This window comes from Streptomyces sp. NPDC040589 (assembly GCF_055594445.1).
The window spans coordinates 48,446-67,969 of sequence record NZ_JBVIWP010000004.1 but is presented as its reverse complement, the minus strand read 5'-3'; the positions used below and the strand labels follow the sequence as shown (position 1 = coordinate 67,969).

Below are 19,524 nucleotides of genomic sequence, written 5' to 3'. Positions count from 1 at the left end.
TGGGGGTTCTGCGACGGCCTCAGGAGGAGTACCAGTTTGTTCCGGTTCGACGCCAGGCGCCTGTCGGCCATGCGGTGCGTGCCGCTCTCGACCCGCCGTGTTTCAGCCGCCCACCCGTACGCTCGTCCGCAGCCGCAGATCCCTTGACGACGCCCCGATCCACAGGGGGCGCGGCCCGGTGCCCAGCACCCAGTCGTGCACCTTCGGGTCCCAGGAGGACAGGGTGCGCGGCTCGACGCGTACGGTGACGCGCCGCTGCTCCCCCGCCCGCAGCACGAGCCGCCGGTACCCGGCCAGTACGCGTACCGGCTGGTCGAGCCGGAGGTCCGGGGCCGGTCCCGCGTACACCTGCGGCACGGCGACACCGTCACGCGGGCCGGTGTTGCGGACCGTGAAGGCGACGTCCAGACCGTCGGCCGTCCAGCGCGCGTCCGGGTCCTCGTAGCCGAAGGACGTGTACGACAGTCCGTGGCCGAAGGGGAACAGCGGCGGTACGTCCTCGGCGTCGTACCAGCGGTGGCCGACGTGGACGCCCTCCGTGTACTGCTCGGTGCCGTCCACGCCGGGGTAGCGGCGGGGGTCCCCGGCGACGGGGTGGTGGTCGTCGTCGGCGGGGAAGCTCTGGGTGAGGCGGCCGCCAGGATCGCGCTCCCCGAACAGGACGGCGGCGGTGGCGGCCGCGCCCTCCTGGCCCGGGTAGTACATCTGGAGCACGGCGCCGGTGCGCTCCAGCCACGGCATCGACGTGGCGGACGAGGTGTTGAGGACCACGGTGGTGCGCGGGTTGGCCGCCGTCACGGCCTCGATGAGCCGTTCCTGGTTGCCGGGGAGGGCGATGGTCGTGCGGTCCTGGCCCTCGATGGCGTCCTCGTAGGCGAACAGGACGACGTCCCGGGCGGAGCGTGCGGCCCGTACGGCCTTCGCGACGTCCTGGGCGCGGGTCGCGGAGGTGATGCGGCGCAGCCGGAACACCTGGCCGGTGTCTCCGCCCTGTGCGGTGATCGACAGCCGGTGCGGTCCCCTGGACGGCTTCAGGGTCTTGCGGCGCACGGACAGGCCGTCGGCCGCGTGGGTGAGCAGGCCGCCCATGAAGTACTCGTCCCAGCCGGGCACCAGAGGGAACAGTTCCTCGCCGTCGAAAAGGACCTTCGGGCGGAGCGGGGGCGTGCCCGAGTAGTGGAGGACGAACGTCCAGTCGTCGCCGGCCTCGGCTTCGGTCACCGTGAGGGTGCCGTCGTACGTCCAGGTCCGGCCGGCGTCGACGCGCTGGGCCTCGGTGTCGAAGGCGGGGTCGAGCGCGCTCGCCGGTAGGGGCTTGCCGAAGGCGTCCTCGCCGAGTGCGTAGGTCACCCGTACGGCGCGCGACCGGATGGCGTCGAGGGGGCTGTCGGCGTGCTCGGGCACGACGTGGGCGCTGCCGCCGCCGCTGACCAGGGGCCGGGCGCCGGTCGGCCCGATCACCGCGATGCTCCCGCCGCCGGTCAGGGGCAGGGTGTCGTGTGCGTTGCGGAGCAGGGTGGCTCCCGCTTCGGCGACCTCGCGGGCGACCACCGCTCCGGCCTTCGCGTCGCGGTCGGGGCGTTGCGGGACGGTTCCGCCGAGAAGCCCGAAGCGGTCCATGACGGTCAGGACGCGGCGCACGGCCCGGTCGACGTACCGTTCGGGAACGCCGCCGTCGCGCACGGCCGAGATGAGGGGCGTGCCGAAGTGGGTGCCGTCGGGCATCTCCATGTCGAGGCCCGCCACGAGGGCCTCGCGGGTGCTGTGCGCGGCGGACCAGTCGGTCATCACCCAGCCGGTGAAGCCCCAGCGTTCGCGCAGGACGCGGGTGAGCAGTTCCTCGTTCTCGCAGGCGAAGGTGCCGTTGACCTTGTTGTACGCGCCCATCACCGCGCCCGTGCCGGCCGCGACGGCCGCTTCGAAGCCGCGCAGCTCGGTCTCGTGCAGGGTCCGTTCGTCGGCGCGCACATCGACGGAGGTGCGGTCGCGCTCCTGGTTGTTGAGCGCGAAGTGCTTGACGGTCGCGATGAGCCCCTCGCCCTGGATGCCCTCGATCTCGGCCGCGACCAGGTGGGCGGAGAGCAGCGGGTCCTCGCTGAAGGTCTCGAAGTTGCGGCCGGCGTACGGGGTGCGGATGAGGTTGACCATCGGCGACAGCAGCACGTCCTGGCCGAGCGCGCGGCCCTCCCGTCCGATGACCTGGCCGTAGCGCCTGGCCAGGTCGGGGTCGAAGGCGGAGGCCAGCAGGACGGGGGCGGGCAGGGCGGTGGCATGCCGGGTGACGCGGACACCGGCCGGGCCGTCGGCGAGACGCAGCGGCGGGATGCCGAGCCGTGCCACTCCGGGGATGTAGCCCGCCTGGCCGAGCGGGCGCGGGTCGGTGGCGCCGTGCAGCAGGGAGATCTTCTCGTCGAGGGTGAGCCGGGCGAGCAGCCCCTCGACCCGGGCGCCGGCGCCCCGGCCGCGTCCGTCCCGCGCGTGCGCACGGGAAGCCGGGGCGAACCCGCCGGTGGCCGCCGCGACCACGGCAACCGCCCCACCGAGCAGACGAAGGGCGGACCGCCGGGGAAAACGGGAGACGGTGTCGGTCATGAACGCACTATGCGTCAGGCTCCCCTTCACCCTTCGCCGGACACCACGGTCAGGTCGGGTGAACCTCTTCCCACGAACCGGCGCCGGGGTCACCCGGGCGGGTGAGCGGGCCGACACCCTCCTGCCCTACGGCAGCGTCGCGGCGTGCAGCGTCAGCGCGGTCCTTGCCACACCGTTGGTCGCCCGCCCCAGTACGTCGGGGCCGGGCGCGGCCGTGTCGTCGGGGCCCGGGCCGGGGTCGGGTTCGTCGCAGCAGGCCACCTGGGCGATCCGCGGCTCGTACCGGTCCGGCGGGAGTCGCTGCTCGGACTTGGCCCTCGGGGACCGGGGCGGGTGAGCCGAGGGGGCATCGGCGTACGGCCCCTTCTTCTTCTCCTGGCGCTTCTCCTGCGGCACGACCGGGGAGTCCTGGGGCCGCTCCTGCCGGGACTCCCCCGCCTCCTCGCGAACGACCGCCGGTTCCAGCGCCCAGCGTTGCGCCTCGGATCCGTCGCGCCCCGTGACGATCACATGCCGGCCCTTTCCGGGCGCGACGGCCAGTCCCTTGCCGCCGCGCGGCAGGAGTTCACCGCGCACGGTCAGGTCGTAGCGCACGACTCCGGCGTGCACGAGACACCCGGCCAGGCCGACCGACCCCTCGTCGGAGCCGAGGCAGAGCGTCGGGTCGGCGGCGCTGCGCAGCAGGCCGTCGTCCTGGTACGACCACTGCGGGGACCCGTCGGAGCAGGCGGTCAGCACGATACGGACGTCGGCCCGGACCCGGCCGCCCCGGACGTCGAGGCACAGTCCGGCGTCGAGGTTGCGCAGCCGCCCGCGGGCCACTTCGGCGGGATGGCCCGCGGAGGCGGCCGACGGGACGCCGGCCGGGGACGAATCCGTGGACGAGGATCCCGCGCCGCCCGGGTCGACGGAGTGGCCGCTGACCGCTCCCCAGGTGGCCTGGGGGTCGGCGGTACCGCTTTCCTCCGACCAGCCCCGGGCCGCGAGCAGGGTCGCGAGCAGCACGAGGGAGGTCAGCCCGACCGCCGCGACCAGCGCCTTCGTGTGTTTCCTCGGAGGCCCGAGCCGGCCGCCCGCCGGCAGGGCGTGCGCGCGCATGCGGTGACGGCCACCGGCCGGGTGTGCGGGAAGGGCGTTCGGGCCCCCGTCGCGGCCCGGCCGTGATTCGAGGTAGCGGCGGGCGCCCCAGCCGAGCACGGTCTCGACGAGCAGGTCCTCCAGACCGCCCTCGAAATGGCTGAGTTGCTCGGCGGCGTGACGGCAGTAGCGGCAGGCCATGAGATGCCGTTGCACATCCGGCAGCAGAGCCCCGCCGCGGCGCATGGGAACGTCCAGCAAGCGGTTGTAGTACCGGCATTCCTGCGTCGGCGCGAGTTCCCGGTGCGCCCGTACACACCCCGTCCGGAATTGCTCGCGCGCCTGCTCCAGAGCGGCCGACGCGGTACGGGGGTCCACCCCCAGCAGACCCGCCGGTACGGATATGGGCTCGGCCTCGACCTCCGTGTGCCAGAGCAGGCATTGGGAAGCCACCGGAAGGGACCGGAATGCGCGTTCCGCGAGGCGCCGCCTTTCGGGCGTCATGGGCCGGGCGGCGCGCAGACCACGAGCACCGACCGGTTTGCGGAGTTCCGGCAGCACGATGGAAATCCCGTCGTCGGCGGCCCACTCCCTGACCGTGTCCCGTACGGCAGCGAGCAGGCGCGGGCGCAGCGCACCGCCGCCCGGCCCGGCGAGTTCCCGGCGGAATGCGGCCGCGGCCGCCATGGACGCCGAGTCCTCCGAGGACGCCAGACAGATCACGGCGTACTCGTAGACGGCCCGCCAGTGCCGCGACAGCAACAGCGCGACGGCGCGCGGACCTTCACCGGGTTCGCCGACCCGGGCCAGAAGATTGCGGTCGGATTCCGCGGGCCCCGCTCCGGGTCGCGGCGGGTACGGCGGGCGTGGGGGGTACGGGGATTGCACTGAACCATTTCCTTCCAGCCGCAGACGGCATGCGAATTGCGCGTCCGTCGGAAAGCAGGTGCGTGATTGGTGCATACCTATGCCGCGTCAGCCGCGGACTTGGGTGTGAGGCGGCTCACTTTCGCACATGCGACTCACAGGTAACAAGGAGTTCGGATGACCCAAGTTCAAAACGCCGGGAATTCAGATATGTTACCGGCGGTATCCGCACCGGCATTCGAAAACCGCACCGCGAAGCGCCTCAAGTTGTGTGCAGGCAAAGGCGGTTGGTCCACGAAATCTCCCACTCACAGCGCACTCCCATGTGACTCTCGGCGCGCTCTCATCTCCGCGGGTCAGCATGGGCCGCATGATCGCCCCCCACCCTTCCACCCCGGTCACTCCCGCCCGAATCGCCGGCACCGTCCGCAAGGCGGTCGTCCCGGCCGCCGGCCTCGGCACCCGTTTCCTGCCCGCCACGAAGGCGACCCCCAAGGAGATGCTGCCGGTCGTCGACAAGCCGGCCATCCAGTACGTCGTCGAGGAGGCGGCAGCGGCGGGACTCGACGACGTCCTCATGGTCACCGGCCGGCACAAGCGGGCCATCGAGGACCACTTCGACCACGCCTTCGAACTGGAGCAGGCCCTCGCCGCCAAGGGCGACACCGTACGGCTGGACGCGGTGCGCGACCCTGCCGGGCTGGCGAGCATCCACCACATCCGGCAGGGCGACCCGCTCGGCCTCGGCCACGCCGTACTGTGCGCCCGCCGGCACGTCGGCGACCAGCCCTTCGCCGTTCTGCTCGGCGACGACCTGATCGACCCGCGCGAGACACTGCTGCGCCGGATGCTCGACGTCCGCGACCGCCATCTCGGCAGCGTGGTCGCCCTGCTGGAGGTCCCGCCGGAGCAGATCCACCTCTACGGCTGCGCCGCCGTCGAACCGACCGGCGAGGAGGACGTCGTCCGTGTCACCGGCCTGGTCGAGAAGCCGGCCCGGCAGGACGCGCCGAGCCGCTACGCCGTCATCGGGCGCTACGTCCTCGACCCGGCCGTCTTCGGCGTCCTGGAGCGCACCCCGCCGGGCCGGGGCGGCGAGATCCAGCTGACCGACGCCCTCCAGGAGCTGGCCGCGGACGGCACGGTGCACGGAGTCGTCTTCAAGGGCCTGCGCTACGACACCGGGGACAAGGCGGACTACCTGCGCACGGTGGTCCGGCTGGCCTGCGACCGGCCCGACCTGGGGCCGGAGTTCGTGGCCTGGCTCAAGGGGTTCGTCGCGGAGCTGGACGGCGCCCACCCCGCACGCCCGGCACCCCCCGCACACCGGCACATCGCGGCCTGAGGCGACGCGAGGGCCCCGGCCCGGGGTTCACCCCTCGGCCGGGACCTCAGCCACGCGACAGCGGAATCAGCCGTTGGGACGCAGCGTCCAGACGACCGTCATCTCACCGGTGACGGCACCATCGGCCCGCTGGATGGCGATGGCCACCGGAAACTCGGGACGCCCGCCCGCGTCCAGTTCGGCGACGACCTCGGCGGCCGGGCGGCCGAGGGTCGCGGTCGCCGTGACCGCGCCCATCGCCAGCTTCTTGTAGGCGATCTCGGCGCTGACGGCGAGCGGCACGGCGCGCGAGAGCTGGTCACCGAACGCGGCCAGCACGATCGCCCCGCTCGCGGACTCGCCGAGCGTGAACATCGCGCCGGCGTGCGGCCCGCCCACGTGGTTGTGGTAATCGCTCTGGTCCGGCAGGGACACCACCGCCCGCTCCGGCGTGGTCTCGAGGAACTCGAGGTTCAGGGTCCGGGCCATGGGCACCGTGGCGGCGAGCATCTCGCCGATGGACATCTGGTCTGCGCTCATGCCCGCATGTTACTCACGAGTAGAGACGCCTGGCCAGGCCCTGACCAGGCCGTGTGACGACCGCCGCATCGGTCCGCCACGCGCCGGTTCGCGGCGATCGTCCCCGTGTTGCTACGTCTCCGTCCACGGGCAGTGACCGAATCGTGTCCGGAGCGCGGCTAGGGTGACTGCCCATGTGGCCAGGACAGCAGCCGCCCGGGGGCGAGCAGAACCCGCAAGCGAACAACCCGTACCAGCAGCCGGGGTACCAGCAACCGAATCCGTACCAGCAGCCGGGCTATCAGCAACAGCAGCCGGGCGCCTATGGGCAGCAGCCCCAGTGGGGCGCCCCGGCGCCGGCCGGCGCGCCCCAGCCGCCGCAGGGCGGTGGCGGCGGCAACCGGACGAAGCTGGTCGCGATCATCGCGGCCACGGCGGTGGTCGTGGCGGCCGGCGTCACCGGCTTCCTGGTGCTGGGCGGCGACAAGGACGACACGGCTGACGGGAAGACGGACAAGAAGCCGACCCCGGCCACCTCCAAGGAGTCCTCCACCGAGCCGAGCACCTCCGCTTCCGGGAGCAACCCGCGCGGTGGTGAGGAGGAGAAGGCGACCATCCCCGGCTGGAAGGTCGTCGTCAACACGCGCTTCGGCACCGAGTTCGACGTCCCCGCCGACTGGGAGATCGAGACTCCCGGTACCAGCGTGGGCTTCGAGTGGGAGAAGAAGGACGGTGAGATGGACCGCACCAGCGTCACCGCCCCCGCCTATCTGAAGTCCAAGTGGTGCACGAGCGACGACGACAAGGACGGCCGCGAGGACGACACCGCCCTGGCCACCGTCGGCACCCGCGGTGAGGACGGCGCGAAGACCACGGACGAGGCGGCCGAGACCCGCGTGCCGTGGTGGATCTTCGGCGGCTACACCCAGCCGGACAAGAAGAGCGTGAAGTTCACCAAGCCCAAGCCGTACACCACCAAGTCGGGCATCAAGGGCAGCGTCGCCACGGCGCACTCGGAGAACACCCCCCAGAACGGCAAGTGCGACAGCGACGGCAAGGCGATCACCTTCGCCTTCAAGAACGGCGCGGGCGACTTCGTCACCTGGAACCTGTACGGGGCCAAGGGCGTCAAGGGCGAGCTGTCCGAGGCGACCGTCCAGAAGATCCTGGGCACCGTGCGCCTCACCAAGGAGGGCCCTCAGGGGGCGTGACCGGCCGGGGCCGCGACAAATTCGTTTGGCAAGGCGGCCGGGCCCCGCGATAGTCACGGGGTGCCGACCACCACCCGTCGCCCCGCCTGGGCCGGCCGCAACTACTCCCTGCTGACCGCCGCCGCGGTCGTCACCAACCTGGGCAGCCACGGCGCCCTGGTCGCGGCGGCGTTCGCCGTTCTCGAAACGGGCGGTGACAGCGGTGACGTCGGCCTGGTCGCGGCGGCGCGGACGCTCCCGCTGGTGCTGTTCCTGCTGATCGGCGGCGCCGTCGCGGACCGGCTGCCCCGGCACCATGTGATGGTCGCGGCCAACGCCCTGAACTGCCTTTCGCAGGCCGCCTTCGCCGCCCTCGTGCTGACCGGGGAGCCCCTGCTGTGGCAGATGATGCTGCTCGCGGCCCTGGGCGGGACCGGCCAGGCCTTCTTCGGCCCGGCCGCCGAGGGCATGCTGATGTCCTCGGTCGACGGCGAGCAGGCGGGCCGCGCGTTCGCGGTGTTCCGGATGGCGATGCAGGGCGCGGCCCTGGGCGGTGCCGCGCTCGGCGGGGCCATGGTCGCCGCGATCGGGCCCGGCTGGGTGCTCGCGGCGGACGCCGCGGCCTTCGCGCTCGCCGGGGCGCTCCGCGCCTTCCTCGACGTCGGCCACATCGCGCCGCGGGCACCGGGCGGCGGGATGCTCGCCGATCTGCGGGAGGGCTGGCGGGAGTTCGCCGGCCGGCCGTGGCTGTGGGCGATCGTCCTTCAGTTCTCGATCGCCAACGCCGTGGTCGCCGCCGCCGAAGCGGTGTACGGCCCGCTCGTCGCCCGCGACCATCTCGGCGGCGCGGGCCCCTGGGGCCTCGCCCTGGCGGCGTTCGGGGCGGGCACGGTCGCCGGCGCCCTGCTGATGACCCGCTGGAAACCCCGCCGTCTGCTCCTCGCGGGCACCCTGTGCGTGTTCCCCCTGGCCCTGCCCGCGGCCGCACTCGCCGTCCCGGTCCCCATCGGCGTCCTGTTCGCGGTGATGTTCGTCGCGGGCGCGACCGTGGAGGTGTTCGGCGTCTCCTGGATGACGGCCCTGCACCAGGAGATCCCCGAGGACAAGCTCTCCCGCGTCTCGGCGTACGACTGGTTCGGCTCCGTCGCGCTGTCACCGCTCGCCACGGCCGGGGCGGGCCCGGCGGAGGAGGCGTTCGGCCGTACGACGGCACTGTGGGGCTGCGCGGGCCTGGTCGTCCTGGTCACGGCGGGCGCGCTGTGCGTACCGGACGTACGCAACCTGCGGCGCGGGACCACCCCGGTGGCCCGGGGCGGCGTCGAGCACGCGTCAGCCGATGCCGAACGCCCCGCCGGGGGGCTCGGGTGACGGCACGGCGTCCTCGTCCCGCACCGCCGGCGCTCCCCCGATGAACTGCCGCAGAGCAGCGCCGTGTTCCACCCGGGCCGGAAAGGCGTCGGCGGCCGTGAGCCGCGCGAGAGCGGCCAGGTCGACCGTGTGGTGCCCCGCCACGAGCACCGCGTTCCCGAACCGCCGTCCCCGCAGCACCCCCGGCTCGGCGATCAGCACGAGCTCCTCGAACTCCGTGGCCAGGGTGGCGAGCTGGGACCGCAGAAAGGCGAACGGCGCGGCGTCGGGGAGATTGGCGAGATAGACCCCGCCGTCCCGCAGCACCCGCGCGGCCTCACGGACATAGGGAACGGACGTGAGGTGCGCCGGGACCCGCGAACCGCCGAACACATCGGCGACGATCACATCGGCCGAGTCCGCCGCGGCCTTCTCCAGCCACTCCCGGGCGTCCGCCGCGTGCGGCACGACCCGGGCGCCCTCCTGCAACGGCAGATGCCCGGCCACCATCTCCAGCAGCCCCCTGTCCGCCTCGACGACGTCCTGCCGGGACCCCGGCCGGGTCGCGGCCACGTACCGGGGCAGCGTGAGCGCCCCACCCCCGAGGTGCACCACGTCCAGCACCCGACCCGGCTCCGCCACGACGTCCAGCACATGCCCGAGCCGCCGCGTGTACTCGAACTCCAGATGCGTCGGATCGTCCAGATCGACATACGACTGAGGCGCCCCGTCGACAGTCAGCAGCCAGGCCCGCGCCCGATCGACGTCGGGCATCAGCTTGGCGAACCCGTGATCGACGGATCGGGCAACGGGAATGGCTTCCTTCACCCCTCCATTGTGCCGTCGGGCAACGGGCCTCAGGGGCGCGGGGAACCGCGCGACCGGCCACAGCCGGCCCGCGGTCCCCCGCCGACCTCAACCCACCACGGTCACGGTCCCCGCCCCCACGGTCCGTCCACCCTCACGAATGGCGAACCCGAGCCCCGCTTCCAAAGGCACCTCCCGCCCCAACTCCACCGTCATGACAACCGTGTCACCGGGTCGCGCGACGCCCACCTCACCGAGGTCGACGTCCCCCACCACATCCGCCGTACGGATATAGAACTGCGGCCGGTACCCACTGGAAACCGCAGTCGTACGCCCACCCTCACGTGCGGACAGCACATACACCTGCGCCGTGAACCGACGACTGGGCACGACGCTCCCCGGCGCGGCGACCACATGCCCCCGCCGGACGACATCCCGCGCCACCCCCCGCAGCAGCAACGCCACGCTGTCCCCGGCCTGCGCCTCCTCCATCGGCCTGCCGAAGGTCTCCAGCCCGGTGACCACCGTCTCGACGCAAGCCCCGAGCACCTCGACCCGGTCCCCGACCCGCACCGTGCCCCGCTCCACCGCACCGGTCACCACGGTCCCCCGCCCGGTGATGGTCAGCACGTTCTCCACGGACAGCAGGAACGGCGCGTCCAGATACCGCTCCGGCATCGGCACATACGTGTCGACCGCGTCGAGCAGCGCCTCGATGGACGCCGTCCAGCGCGGGTCCCCCTCCAGCGCCTTCAGGCCCGAGACGCGTACGACGGGTACGGAGTCACCGCCGTAGCCGTGCTCGGTGAGCAGGTCGCGTACCTCCAGCTCGACCAGGTCGGTCAGCTCCTCGTCCCCGGCGTCGGCCTTGTTGAGGGCGACGACGATGTGGTCGACGCCCACCTGCCGGGCGAGCAGTACGTGTTCGGCGGTCTGCGGCATGATCCCGTCGAGCGCGGAGACGACGAGGATCGCTCCGTCCAGCTGCGCGGCGCCGGTGACCATGTTCTTGACGTAGTCGGCATGGCCCGGCATGTCGACATGCGCGTAGTGCCGTGTGTCGGTCTCGTACTCCACGTGCGCGATGTTGATGGTGATGCCGCGCGCCGCCTCCTCGGGCGCCCGGTCGATCCGGTCGAACGGCACGAACGCGCCGTTGCCGCGGTCGGCGAGGACCTTGGTGATGGCGGCGGTCAAGGTGGTCTTGCCGTGGTCGACATGACCCATCGTGCCGATGTTGAGATGCGGTTTCGTACGGACGTAGGCCGTCTTGGACATGGCTGTACCTCGAAGCGTCTAGTCATGAAGTGGGACCCCGAGGACCTGCCCGACCCTCCCCTTGCGGGGTCCGACCGGACGAACCGGAGAGGGTCAGCTTCGGGCGCCGTCTGCAACGGCTGTGGGAGCTACGACGGCAGCCTTCGGGGCATCCGCGACCACGGATGCTGCGAGGGTGAAGGCCTGCCGGAACATGACGTCGATCCTTGCCGACGCTTTACCGCACGTCGAATGGTTTTCGGGGGGCCGCACGCAAGGAAGCGTTCAACTGCCTGTGACGCTCGTGAGACGAACCATACGGCGATCACACACATATGTCGGTTAGTGTCGCCGGATGCTCGATGCCACCACCCGCTCTGGGGGCACCGCCACGGCCTCTCCCCGGGCCAGCACCGCGGAGCTCGCCGTCGCCGCTTCCCCGGCAACGACCGCCTCGCCCGTCGAACCGACCCGTTTCACCGCTCGCTGCACGAGAGTCCTGCTCTCCCCGTGGGCGCGGCTGTCCCTGCTCGTCGCCCTGCTCGCCGGGGGCGCCTGCGCGGTGCTGCTGTTCGAGCCGCAACGGCTGCTGACGGAGGGCTGGCCACCGCAGCTCGGCGGAGCCGCGGCGGCGGTGGTGTTCGCGGTGGCGTACGGCGTGTGCACCGTCGCGTTCGTGCCGAGGCCGCTGCTGAACCTCGCGGCGGGCGCGCTGTTCGGTTCCCAGCTGGGCACCGGCACGGCCCTGGCGGGCACGGTGCTCGGTGCCGGCGTCGCCTTCTGCCTGGGCCGGGCGCTCGGCCAGGACGCCCTGAGGCCGTTGCTGCGCGGGCGCTGGCTGAAGGCCGCGGACGGCCAGCTCAGCCGGCACGGCTTCCGCTCGATGCTGGCGGTGCGGCTGTTCCCCGGTGTGCCGTTCTGGGCCGCGAACTACTGCGCCTCCTTCTCCCGTATGGGCCTGCTGCCGTTCCTGCTGGCGACGGGCCTCGGCTCGATCCCGAACACCGCCGCCTACGTCGTCGCCGGCGCCCGCGCCTCCACGCCGACGTCCCCCGCCTTCCTGATCGCCCTGGCCTGCATCGCCGTGCCCGCGCTGGCGGGCGTGGTGGTGGCGTGGCGCAAGCGGCACCAGCTGCGCCGCCTCTGACGAACCGTTACACCGAACCGGGCCGGGGCGCGGCCTCGGTCACACCCGTTCGAGCACCATGGCGTTGGCGAGCCCGCCCGCCTCGCACATCGTCTGGAGCCCGTACCGGGCGCCCCGTTCCCGCATCGCGTGCACGAGCGTCGTCGTCAGCCGGGTCCCGCTCGCGCCGAGGGGATGACCGAGAGCGATGGCGCCGCCGTGCACGTTGACCCGGGCGAGGTCGGCGCCGGTCTCCTGCTGCCAGGCCAGTACGACACTGGAGAACGCCTCGTTGACCTCGAACAGGTCGATGTCGTCGAGGGTCAGCGACGCCCTGCGCAGCACCTTCTCGGTCGCCGGTACGACGCCGGTCAGCATCAGCAGCGGGTCGGAGCCGGTGACGGCGAAGCTGTGCAGCCGGGCGAGCGGGCGCAGTCCGAGCCGGGCCGCCGTCTCGCTCGACGTGATGAGCACCGCCGAGGCGCCGTCGTTGACCGGGCTGGCGTTACCGGCGGTGACGTTCCACTCGATCTGCGGGAAGCGTTCGGCGAAACCGGGGTCGTAGTAGGCGGGCTTGAGCCCGGCGAGGATCTCGGTGGTGCTGCCGGGCCGTACGCACTCGTCGCGTGTGACGCCCTCCAGCGGCGCGATCTCGGCGTCGAAGAGCCCGCCCTCCCAGGCCGCGGCGGCCTTCCGGTGCGAGGAGAGCGCGAAGGCGTCCATCCGCTCGCGGCCGATCGACCACTTGGCGGCGATCAGCTCGGCGCTGACGCCCTGCGGGACGAGCCCCTCGGGGTAGCGCTCGGCGACACCGGGGCCGAAGGGATCTTTACCCGCGGGCACGTTGGACCACATCGGCACCCGGCTCATCGACTCGACCCCGCAGGCCACGACGAGGTCGTACGCGCCCGAGAGCACGCCCTGCGCCGCGAAGTGCACGGCCTGCTGCGAGGAGCCGCACTGGCGGTCCACGGTGGTCGCGGGCACCGACTCCGGGAAGCCCGCCGAGAGGACGGCGTAGCGGGTGGTGTTCATGGCCTGCTCGCCGACCTGGTCGACGGTGCCGCCGATGACGTCGTCGATCAGCGCCGGGTCGACGCCGGACCGCTCGGCGAGGGTGCGCAGGGTGTGGGCGAGCAGCTCCACGGGGTGGACGTGCGCGAGGGCCCCGTTCTCCTTGCCCTTGCCGATCGGGGTGCGTACGGCTTCGACGATGACTGCGTCACGCATGGTGTGGGCCTCCACGACTACCCCGGACCAGCCGGGACTACCAGTGAGTAGGAAATCCGAACTCACCGTAGCCCTGTGGGTTGGAAAATCCAACCCTCTCCTAGACTGAGGTGCATGGCCGCCAGCAAAGACCCGCGCCCCTGCTCCATCGCCGACACCCTCGCGCTCGTGGGCGAGAAGTACTCCCTGCTCGTGCTGCGGGAGGTGTGCCTCGGCAACGGCCGTTTCGATCAGCTGGTGCGCAACATCGGCGCCCCGCGCGACATCCTCGCCACGCGGCTGCGCCGGCTGGTCGACGCCGGGATCCTGACCAAGCAGCCCTACAGCGAGCGCCCGCAGCGCTTCGAGTACCGGCCCTCGCAGGCGGGACTGGAACTGGAGCCCGTACTGATGACCCTCATGGCATGGGGCGACCGCCATCTGCGGACGGACGGCGATCGCCCGATGGTCCTCGAGCACTCCTGCGGCCGGGCACTCGCCCCGGCCGTCACCTGCCGGGCCTGCGGAGACGAGGTACGCCACGAGGACCTCACGGCCCGCCCCCAGGCGCCCGGCTGGACGGTGACCGGCCCGACGGCGGCCTGATCCGGCCCGCTGCGGACCGCCTTCCAACCCCTGTGTCCCAGGGGGTCATCCGGGGACGCTACGCTTCCCCCTCGGTACACCTGATCCCACGGTCATCTCATACGGTGACCCGTCGTCCGTCCCGCACCGGCACTTGGACTCCGCTACCTCATGTCTTGGTTCGAATCACTCATCCTCGGACTCGTCCAGGGGCTGACCGAGTTCCTCCCCGTCTCCTCCAGCGCGCATCTGCGGCTGACGGCGGCCTTCTCGGGCTGGGAGGACCCGGGCGCGGCCTTCACGGCGATCACCCAGATCGGCACCGAGGCCGCCGTGCTGATCTACTTCCGCAAGGACATCGGGCGGATCCTGTCCGCGTGGACGCGCTCGCTCACCAACAAGGAGCTGCGCGGCGACCCCGACGCGCGAATGGGCTGGCTCGTCATCGTCGGCTCGATCCCGATCGGCGTGCTCGGCGTGACACTGAAGGACCAGATCGAGGGCCCGTTCCGCGATCTGCGGATCACCGCGACGATGCTGATCGGCATGGGCATCGTCCTGGGCGTCGCCGACCGGCTCGCCGCCCGGGACGAGAAGAGCGGCCGCCACCGCGCGCCCAAGCAGCGCAAGGCCCTGGAGGACCTGGGCGTCCGGGACGGACTGATCTACGGCGCCTGCCAGGCCATGGCCCTGGTCCCGGGCGTCTCCCGCTCCGGCGCCACCATCAGCGGCGGCCTGTTCATGGGCTACACGCGCGAGGCCGCGGCCCGCTACTCCTTCCTGCTCGCCATCCCCGCGGTGCTCGCCTCCGGCGTGTTCGAGCTCAAGGACGCGACGGAGGGCGGCCATGTCTCGTGGGGGCCGACGATCTTCGCGACGATCATCGCCTTCGCGGTCGGATACGCGGTGATCGCGTGGTTCATGAAGTTCATCTCGACCAAGAGCTTCATGCCGTTCGTCTACTACCGCATCGCCCTCGGCATCCTCATCATCGTCCTGGTGTCGATGGGTGAGCTGAGCCCGCACGCGGCCGAGTCCGCGGGCTGACCCGCCGCCCTGTGACCCGCGTCTCGTGACCAACCGCATAGGGCTTCCGTAGCCGTCCGGTAGCGGGCTGTCAGTGGGTGCCCCTAGGCTTGCCCGCATGTCCCCCGATTTCTCGACCCCTGGTTCCGTGCGGTCCGCCGCCGAGGTCAACGAGGAGATCCGTGCGCTCTGGCGGCGCACGGGCGGCAAGCTGTCCGCCGAGGAGCGCGCCGAGTACGAGTTCCTGGTCGTCGAGTGGGCGGCCGCGATCCGCGGCGAGGTCGTCGAGGCGGCCTGATCGCCTCCGGCACCTCCCCATTCAACTGTCCTTTTTCGTCACACCCCTTGGCTCCACCCCCTCCATGCCCAACACTGAGCCGATGACGCAGCGCGTAGAGCTCGCTACCGTGAGGGACCGGCTGGCGGTCGACGAACTGATCACCGACTACGCGGTGGCGGTCGACGACGGCGACTGGAAGGCGTACCGGGGCCTGTTCGCCCCGGAGGGGCGGGCGGACTACCGCTCGGCCGGCGGCATCGAGGGAGAGGCCACGGCAGTCGCCTCTTGGCTTGCCGAGAGCATGCGGCTGTTCACCATGCGGCAGCACCTGATCGTCAACCGGCGGGTGCGCTTCGGGATCTGGGAACAGGACACCGGCGACACGGCCCAGGTCCAGGCGGACTACGTCAACCCCATGGCCACCGCGGGCCCCGCACCCGACTTCGTGTGCGGCGGCCGGTACGCCTTCACCCTGCTGCGCACGGGCGACGGCTGGCGGCTGAGCGCAGTGGTCGTCCAGGAGAAGTGGCGGCGCCTTCCCGAGCGGCGGAAGACACCTGTGATCAACTGACCCGGCGTCCTCTGTCCTAGATCGTCCGCAGGGCGCACACTGGAGGCACCCGCGGGGTAGGAGGCGCCTATGAAGACGCTCGGCCACTGGCTCGCCTCCCCGTGGCGGCGCTCGGCCGCCGCCGTGATCGCTGGCGCTCTTCCCGTACTCGCCTATCCCGCCCCGTCCCTGTGGTGGTGGGCCTGCGTCTCCCTGGTCCCCTGGCTCCTGCTGCTGCGCACCGCGCCGACCGGCAAGCGGGCGGCTTACGACGGCTGGTGCGGCGGCTTCGGCTTCATGCTGGCGATGCACCACTGGCTGCTGCCCTTCCTGCACGTCTTCACATTCGTCCTCGCCGCACTGCTCGGCGCCCTGTGGGCCCTGTGGGGTCGGCTCGCGCACCGGCTGCTGGCAGGCGCGCCCTCGCGGCGTCGGATCGCGGTCGCGCTTCTCGTCCTGCCGTCCGGCTGGCTGGCCGTCGAGCTGGTCCGCTCCTGGCAGGGCCTCGGCGGCCCCTGGGGCATGCTCGGCTCCAGCCAGTGGCAGGTGGAACCGGCACTGCGGCTCGCCTCGGTCGGCGGCGTATGGCTGCTGAGCTGCCTGGTCGTCGCCGTCAACGTCGCCGTCGCCGTCCTGGTGGCGGTCCGCCGGGCCCGTGTGCCCGCCGTGGCCGGTCTCGTCGCCACGGCCGCCGCAACCTCGGCGGCCTGGGCCTTCTCGCCCCGCCCGGACGTCGACGGCGAGGTCAGGATCGCCGTGGTCCAGCCGGGCGTCATCGACGGCGGCAGGAGCGCCGACCACCGCTTCGACCGGGAGGAACAGCTCACCCGCCGGCTCGCCGGACAGGACGTCGACCTGATCGTCTGGGGCGAGAGCAGCGTCGGCTTCGATCTCGGGGACCGGCCCGACCCCGCCCGGCGGCTCGCGGCGCTGTCCCGCGCGACGGACGCCGGCATCCTGGTCAACGTGGACGCCCGTCGCTCCGACAAGCCCGGCATCTACAAGAGCTCGATCCTGATCGGCCCGGACGGCCTGACCGGCGAGCGCTACGACAAGATGCGGCTCGTGCCGTTCGGCGAGTACGTCCCGGCCCGCTCCCTGCTCGGCTGGGCCACCTCCGTCGGCAAGGCGGCGGGCGAGGACCGCAGGCGCGGCACCCAGCCGGTCGTGATGAACGTGGGGAACGGGCTGCGCGTCGGCCCGATGGTGTGCTTCGAGACCGCCTTCCCCGACATGACCCGCCACCTCGCCCGGGAAGGCGCCGACGTGCTGATCGGCCAGTCGTCGACGTCCACGTTCCAGCAGAGCTGGGCGCCCGAGCAGCACGCCTCACTGGCCGCGCTGCGGGCCGCCGAGACCGGCCGTCCGATGGTCCACGCGACGCTGACGGGTGTCTCGGCCGTCTACGGCCCGAGCGGACAGCGGATCGGACCGTGGCTGGGGACGGACGCCTCCGCGGCGCGGGTCTACGAGGTCCCCCTCGCCCACGGCACGACGCCCTACGTCCGCCTCGGCGACTGGACGGTGCACGCGGCGATGCTGATCCTCGCGGCCTGGGCCGCCGGCGAGGGCGTACGGACCCTGCGGCTCAGGCGGTCCGCTCCTGAACCGCGCGTACGACCCGCTCGCACAGCTCATGGGTCTCCAGCGCGTCCCGGGCGCTGAGCACCTTCCCCGCGCGGACCGCGTCCAGGAACGCCAGGACCGCCTGCTCGATCCCGCGCTGCCGGGCCACCGGCACCCAGTCCCCGCGCCGCCGCACGGTCGGCTGCCCCTTGTGGTCGACGACCTCGGCGAGGTTGATCACCTGCCGCTTGGTGTCCTGTCCGGACACCTCGAGGATCTCCTCGGCCGAACCGCTGAGCCGGTTCATCACGCCCAGCGCCGTGAAGCCGTCCCCGGCGAGCTGGAGCACCAGATGGTGCAGCAGACCGTCCCGGACGCGGGCGCGCACGGTCACGTCGTCGACCGCGCCGGGCACCAGGAACCGCAGGGTGTCGACGACGTGGATGAAGTCGTCGAGGATCATCGTGCGCGGCTCCTCCGGCAGCCCGATGCGGTTCTTCTGCATCAGGATCAGCTCGCGCGGATGGTCGGCGCACTGTGTGTAGCCGGGGGCGTAGCGCCGGTTGAACCCGACGGCGAGACTCACGTCCCGCTCCTCGGCGAGCGCCACCAGCCGCGCGGAGTCGTCGAGTTCATAGGCCAGCGGCTTGTCGACGTACGTCGGTACGCCCGCTTCCAGCAGCCGCGTCACGATCTCCGGGTGCACGAGCGTGGGCGCGTGCACGAAGGCCGCGTCCAGGCCTTGGTCCAGGAGGGAGTCGAGGGTGGTGTGCCGCCGCTCGAGCGGGACGTGGAGGCCGTCGGCGACCCGGTCGAGCGTGGCGGGCGTACGGGTCTGCAGGTGCAGTTCGAGCCCGGGCTGGAACGCGAGGACCGGGAGGTAGGCCTTCTGCGCGATGTCGCCGAGTCCGATGCAGCCGACCTTCACGGGGTGCTCTCCTCTAACGGTTGCCTGCCGGGGTCTGCTCGGAGCATACGGCCTCCCCCACTCTCGACTTCGCTCGAGCGGGCGGTGCCCCCAGGAGGCCGCCAGTCGGCGATGCCGTCGAAGCCGCGCAGGAACAGGGCGGGCCCGGCCTTCGACAGCGCGGCCACGGCCGTGTCGCGTACGGCGATCCCGGCGCGGCTGGTCATGAGGTTGAGCCGGGCGACCTTGATGGCCTTCCGTGCGACGGCGGTCGTACGGGGCAGCCGGGCGGCGGTGTAGGCCGGGAGGTCGTCGCAGTGGTGGGCGAGGACGATCGCGTCCTCGATGGCCTGATTGCCGCCCTGGCCGAGGGTCGGGGGCATGGCGTGCGCGGCGTCGCCGACGAGGGCGACCCGGCCGCGGTGGTAAGAGGGCAGGGGCTCGGCGATGTGGTGGACGTCGTGGCGCAGGACGTCCTCGGGGCGTGCGGCGGCGAGCACGACGGGGATCGGGTCGTGCCAGTCTCCGAAGAGGCGCAGCAGCTCGGCCTTCTCGTCGTCGGGCGCGTGTCCGCCGGCGGGTGTCATGGCGGCGGCGTAGGCGTAGACGCGGCCGTCCTCGATCGGGTGCGTGCCCCAGATGCGGCCCCTCCCCCAGGTCTCGTGCGAGGCGAACTGGGCACCGGGGACGGGGATCACGACCCGCCAGGTGGTGAACCCCGAGTACACCGTCCCCGGGTGGCCGGGGAAGAGCGCCCGGCGTACGGCGGACCGGACTCCGTCGGCGCCCACCACCAGGTCGGCCTCCAGCTCGCCGTCCGCGGTGGTGACCCGGGCGGGCCGGTCGGTGTCGCCGCTGTCGGCGAGGGTCGCGGCGGCGTCCGTGCGGACGGCGCCAGGCGGGAGCAGTGCGGCCAGGCGCTCGACGAGGGTGGCGCGGCGCAGCAGCACGAGCGGGCCGCCGAAGCGCTCGGCGGCGGCGTCGGCGGAGGAGCGCGAGAGCCACCGGCCGGACGGTGTGCGCAGCCCGCCGTCCCCCGCCCAGGCGGCGAGGCCGCGGATCTCGTCGCCGAGGCCGATGACGTCCAGCGCGCGCAGGGAGTTGGGAGCGAGGGAGATGGCGGCGCCGACCGGCTCCAGCGAGCGGGCGCGCTCCAGCACGGTGACACGCCAGCCGCGCCGGTGCAGGGCGGCCCCCGCGGTCAGGCCTCCGATACCGCCGCCGATCACGACGGCCCGCCTCGACTGTGCCATGGCTCCTCCTCGACACCGCATCGACTACAGCTGTAGTTCGCG

General features: G+C 72.4%; 17 protein-coding genes. 9 read left to right on the top strand and 8 right to left on the bottom strand.

Annotation, left to right across the window (positions count from 1 at the left end; genetic code table 11):
• Positions 1–102 precede the first annotated feature (102 nt).
• Together ACZ58V_RS18195 and ACZ58V_RS18190 are read right to left on the bottom strand one after the other, a co-directional pair.
• Complete coding sequence (locus ACZ58V_RS18195) at positions 103–2,592, bottom strand: beta-glucosidase (protein WP_471290784.1); 2,490 nt, start codon at positions 2,590–2,592, stop codon at positions 103–105.
• Positions 2,593–2,718: 126 nt separating this feature from the next.
• A complete protein-coding gene (locus ACZ58V_RS18190) occupies positions 2,719–4,557 on the bottom strand; it encodes an RICIN domain-containing protein (protein WP_471290782.1) in 1,839 nt (612 codons plus the stop codon).
• Positions 4,558–4,906: 349 nt separating this feature from the next.
• On the opposite strand from ACZ58V_RS18190, the gene galU reads away from it, so the two are divergent.
• Positions 4,907–5,881, top strand: a complete 975-nt coding sequence (galU, locus tag ACZ58V_RS18185; protein WP_471290780.1) for a UTP--glucose-1-phosphate uridylyltransferase GalU — start codon at positions 4,907–4,909, stop codon at positions 5,879–5,881.
• Positions 5,882–5,947: 66 nt separating this feature from the next.
• Here galU and ACZ58V_RS18180 read toward each other — a convergent pair whose 3' ends face one another.
• The gene (locus ACZ58V_RS18180; RefSeq protein WP_189724504.1) at positions 5,948–6,400 is read right to left on the bottom strand and encodes a DUF4442 domain-containing protein; all 453 of its coding nucleotides are present in this window, start codon (positions 6,398–6,400) and stop codon (positions 5,948–5,950) included.
• 173 nt (positions 6,401–6,573) lie between these two features.
• On the opposite strand from ACZ58V_RS18180, the gene ACZ58V_RS18175 reads away from it, so the two are divergent.
• Positions 6,574–7,590 carry a DUF8017 domain-containing protein gene (locus tag ACZ58V_RS18175; RefSeq protein ID WP_471290779.1) on the top strand — a complete coding sequence of 339 codons (1,017 nt, stop codon included), beginning with the start codon at positions 6,574–6,576 and terminating at the stop codon, positions 7,588–7,590.
• A gap of 60 nt (positions 7,591–7,650) precedes the next feature.
• The gene (locus tag ACZ58V_RS18170; RefSeq protein WP_468188410.1) at positions 7,651–8,937 is read left to right on the top strand and encodes an MFS transporter; all 1,287 of its coding nucleotides are present in this window, start codon (positions 7,651–7,653) and stop codon (positions 8,935–8,937) included.
• On the opposite strand, the gene ACZ58V_RS18165 is transcribed toward ACZ58V_RS18170, so the two are convergent.
• Both ACZ58V_RS18165 and tuf read right to left on the bottom strand, forming a co-directional pair.
• Positions 8,899–9,744: a spermidine synthase gene (locus tag ACZ58V_RS18165; RefSeq protein WP_468188408.1), complete on the bottom strand. Its 846-nt coding sequence runs from the start codon at positions 9,742–9,744 to the stop codon at positions 8,899–8,901. The two genes, ACZ58V_RS18170 and ACZ58V_RS18165, sit on opposite strands and share 39 nt — an antisense overlap.
• 87 nt (positions 9,745–9,831) lie before the next feature.
• Positions 9,832–11,001: an elongation factor Tu gene (gene tuf, locus ACZ58V_RS18160; protein ID WP_468188406.1), complete on the bottom strand. Its 1,170-nt coding sequence runs from the start codon at positions 10,999–11,001 to the stop codon at positions 9,832–9,834.
• Between the two features lie 334 nt (positions 11,002–11,335).
• Between tuf and ACZ58V_RS18155 the strand changes: the two genes are divergently transcribed.
• The gene (locus tag ACZ58V_RS18155) at positions 11,336–12,127 is read left to right on the top strand and encodes a TVP38/TMEM64 family protein (protein WP_468188404.1); all 792 of its coding nucleotides are present in this window, start codon (positions 11,336–11,338) and stop codon (positions 12,125–12,127) included.
• A 39-nt stretch (positions 12,128–12,166) separates the two neighbouring features.
• Here ACZ58V_RS18155 and ACZ58V_RS18150 read toward each other — a convergent pair whose 3' ends face one another.
• Positions 12,167–13,336 carry a thiolase family protein gene (locus ACZ58V_RS18150; protein WP_471290776.1) on the bottom strand — a complete coding sequence of 390 codons (1,170 nt, stop codon included), beginning with the start codon at positions 13,334–13,336 and terminating at the stop codon, positions 12,167–12,169.
• A 114-nt stretch (positions 13,337–13,450) separates the two neighbouring features.
• Here ACZ58V_RS18150 and ACZ58V_RS18145 point away from each other — a divergent pair, with 114 nt between their 5' ends.
• The 5 genes from ACZ58V_RS18145 (at position 13,451) to lnt (ending at position 17,421) form a co-directional block, all read left to right on the top strand.
• Entirely contained in the window at positions 13,451–13,921 is a 471-nt protein-coding gene (locus tag ACZ58V_RS18145) for a winged helix-turn-helix transcriptional regulator (protein ID WP_432958295.1), read from the top strand.
• 150 nt (positions 13,922–14,071) lie between these two features.
• The gene (locus tag ACZ58V_RS18140; protein ID WP_468188398.1) at positions 14,072–14,947 is read left to right on the top strand and encodes an undecaprenyl-diphosphate phosphatase; all 876 of its coding nucleotides are present in this window, start codon (positions 14,072–14,074) and stop codon (positions 14,945–14,947) included.
• A 97-nt stretch (positions 14,948–15,044) separates the two neighbouring features.
• Positions 15,045–15,224: a hypothetical protein gene (locus ACZ58V_RS18135; RefSeq protein ID WP_184599516.1), complete on the top strand. Its 180-nt coding sequence runs from the start codon at positions 15,045–15,047 to the stop codon at positions 15,222–15,224.
• A gap of 82 nt (positions 15,225–15,306) precedes the next feature.
• Entirely contained in the window at positions 15,307–15,777 is a 471-nt protein-coding gene (locus tag ACZ58V_RS18130; protein ID WP_468188395.1) for a nuclear transport factor 2 family protein, read from the top strand.
• A 69-nt stretch (positions 15,778–15,846) separates the two neighbouring features.
• The gene (gene lnt / locus ACZ58V_RS18125; protein ID WP_471290773.1) at positions 15,847–17,421 is read left to right on the top strand and encodes an apolipoprotein N-acyltransferase; all 1,575 of its coding nucleotides are present in this window, start codon (positions 15,847–15,849) and stop codon (positions 17,419–17,421) included.
• Here lnt and ACZ58V_RS18120 read toward each other — a convergent pair.
• Together ACZ58V_RS18120 and ACZ58V_RS18115 are read right to left on the bottom strand one after the other, a co-directional pair.
• Positions 17,345–18,250, bottom strand: a complete 906-nt coding sequence (locus tag ACZ58V_RS18120) for a Gfo/Idh/MocA family protein (protein ID WP_468188391.1) — start codon at positions 18,248–18,250, stop codon at positions 17,345–17,347. The genes lnt and ACZ58V_RS18120 overlap by 77 nt on opposite strands.
• Complete coding sequence (locus tag ACZ58V_RS18115) at positions 18,247–19,482, bottom strand: FAD-dependent monooxygenase (protein ID WP_468188389.1); 1,236 nt, start codon at positions 19,480–19,482, stop codon at positions 18,247–18,249. The genes ACZ58V_RS18120 and ACZ58V_RS18115 overlap by 4 nt, the downstream gene beginning before the upstream one ends.
• Positions 19,483–19,524 lie beyond the last annotated feature (42 nt).

Excerpts from the sequence above, each read along its gene's own strand:
- ACZ58V_RS18175 (WP_471290779.1), top strand. The coding sequence starts at position 6,574 with ATGTGGCCAGGACAGCAGCCGCCCGGGGGCGAGCAGAACCCGCAAGCG.
- ACZ58V_RS18145 (WP_432958295.1), top strand. The coding sequence starts at position 13,451 with ATGGCCGCCAGCAAAGACCCGCGCCCCTGCTCCATCGCCGACACCCTC.
- ACZ58V_RS18140 (WP_468188398.1), top strand. The coding sequence starts at position 14,072 with ATGTCTTGGTTCGAATCACTCATCCTCGGACTCGTCCAGGGGCTGACC.
- ACZ58V_RS18135 (WP_184599516.1), top strand. The coding sequence starts at position 15,045 with ATGTCCCCCGATTTCTCGACCCCTGGTTCCGTGCGGTCCGCCGCCGAG.
- ACZ58V_RS18180 (WP_189724504.1), bottom strand. The coding sequence starts at position 6,400 with ATGAGCGCAGACCAGATGTCCATCGGCGAGATGCTCGCCGCCACGGTG.
- lnt (WP_471290773.1), top strand. The coding sequence starts at position 15,847 with ATGAAGACGCTCGGCCACTGGCTCGCCTCCCCGTGGCGGCGCTCGGCC.
- tuf (WP_468188406.1), bottom strand. The coding sequence starts at position 11,001 with ATGTCCAAGACGGCCTACGTCCGTACGAAACCGCATCTCAACATCGGC.
- ACZ58V_RS18115 (WP_468188389.1), bottom strand. The coding sequence starts at position 19,482 with ATGGCACAGTCGAGGCGGGCCGTCGTGATCGGCGGCGGTATCGGAGGC.
- ACZ58V_RS18155 (WP_468188404.1), top strand. The coding sequence starts at position 11,336 with ATGCTCGATGCCACCACCCGCTCTGGGGGCACCGCCACGGCCTCTCCC.
- ACZ58V_RS18195 (WP_471290784.1), bottom strand. The coding sequence starts at position 2,592 with ATGACCGACACCGTCTCCCGTTTTCCCCGGCGGTCCGCCCTTCGTCTG.
- ACZ58V_RS18130 (WP_468188395.1), top strand. The coding sequence starts at position 15,307 with ATGACGCAGCGCGTAGAGCTCGCTACCGTGAGGGACCGGCTGGCGGTC.
- galU (WP_471290780.1), top strand. The coding sequence starts at position 4,907 with ATGATCGCCCCCCACCCTTCCACCCCGGTCACTCCCGCCCGAATCGCC.
- ACZ58V_RS18150 (WP_471290776.1), bottom strand. The coding sequence starts at position 13,336 with ATGCGTGACGCAGTCATCGTCGAAGCCGTACGCACCCCGATCGGCAAG.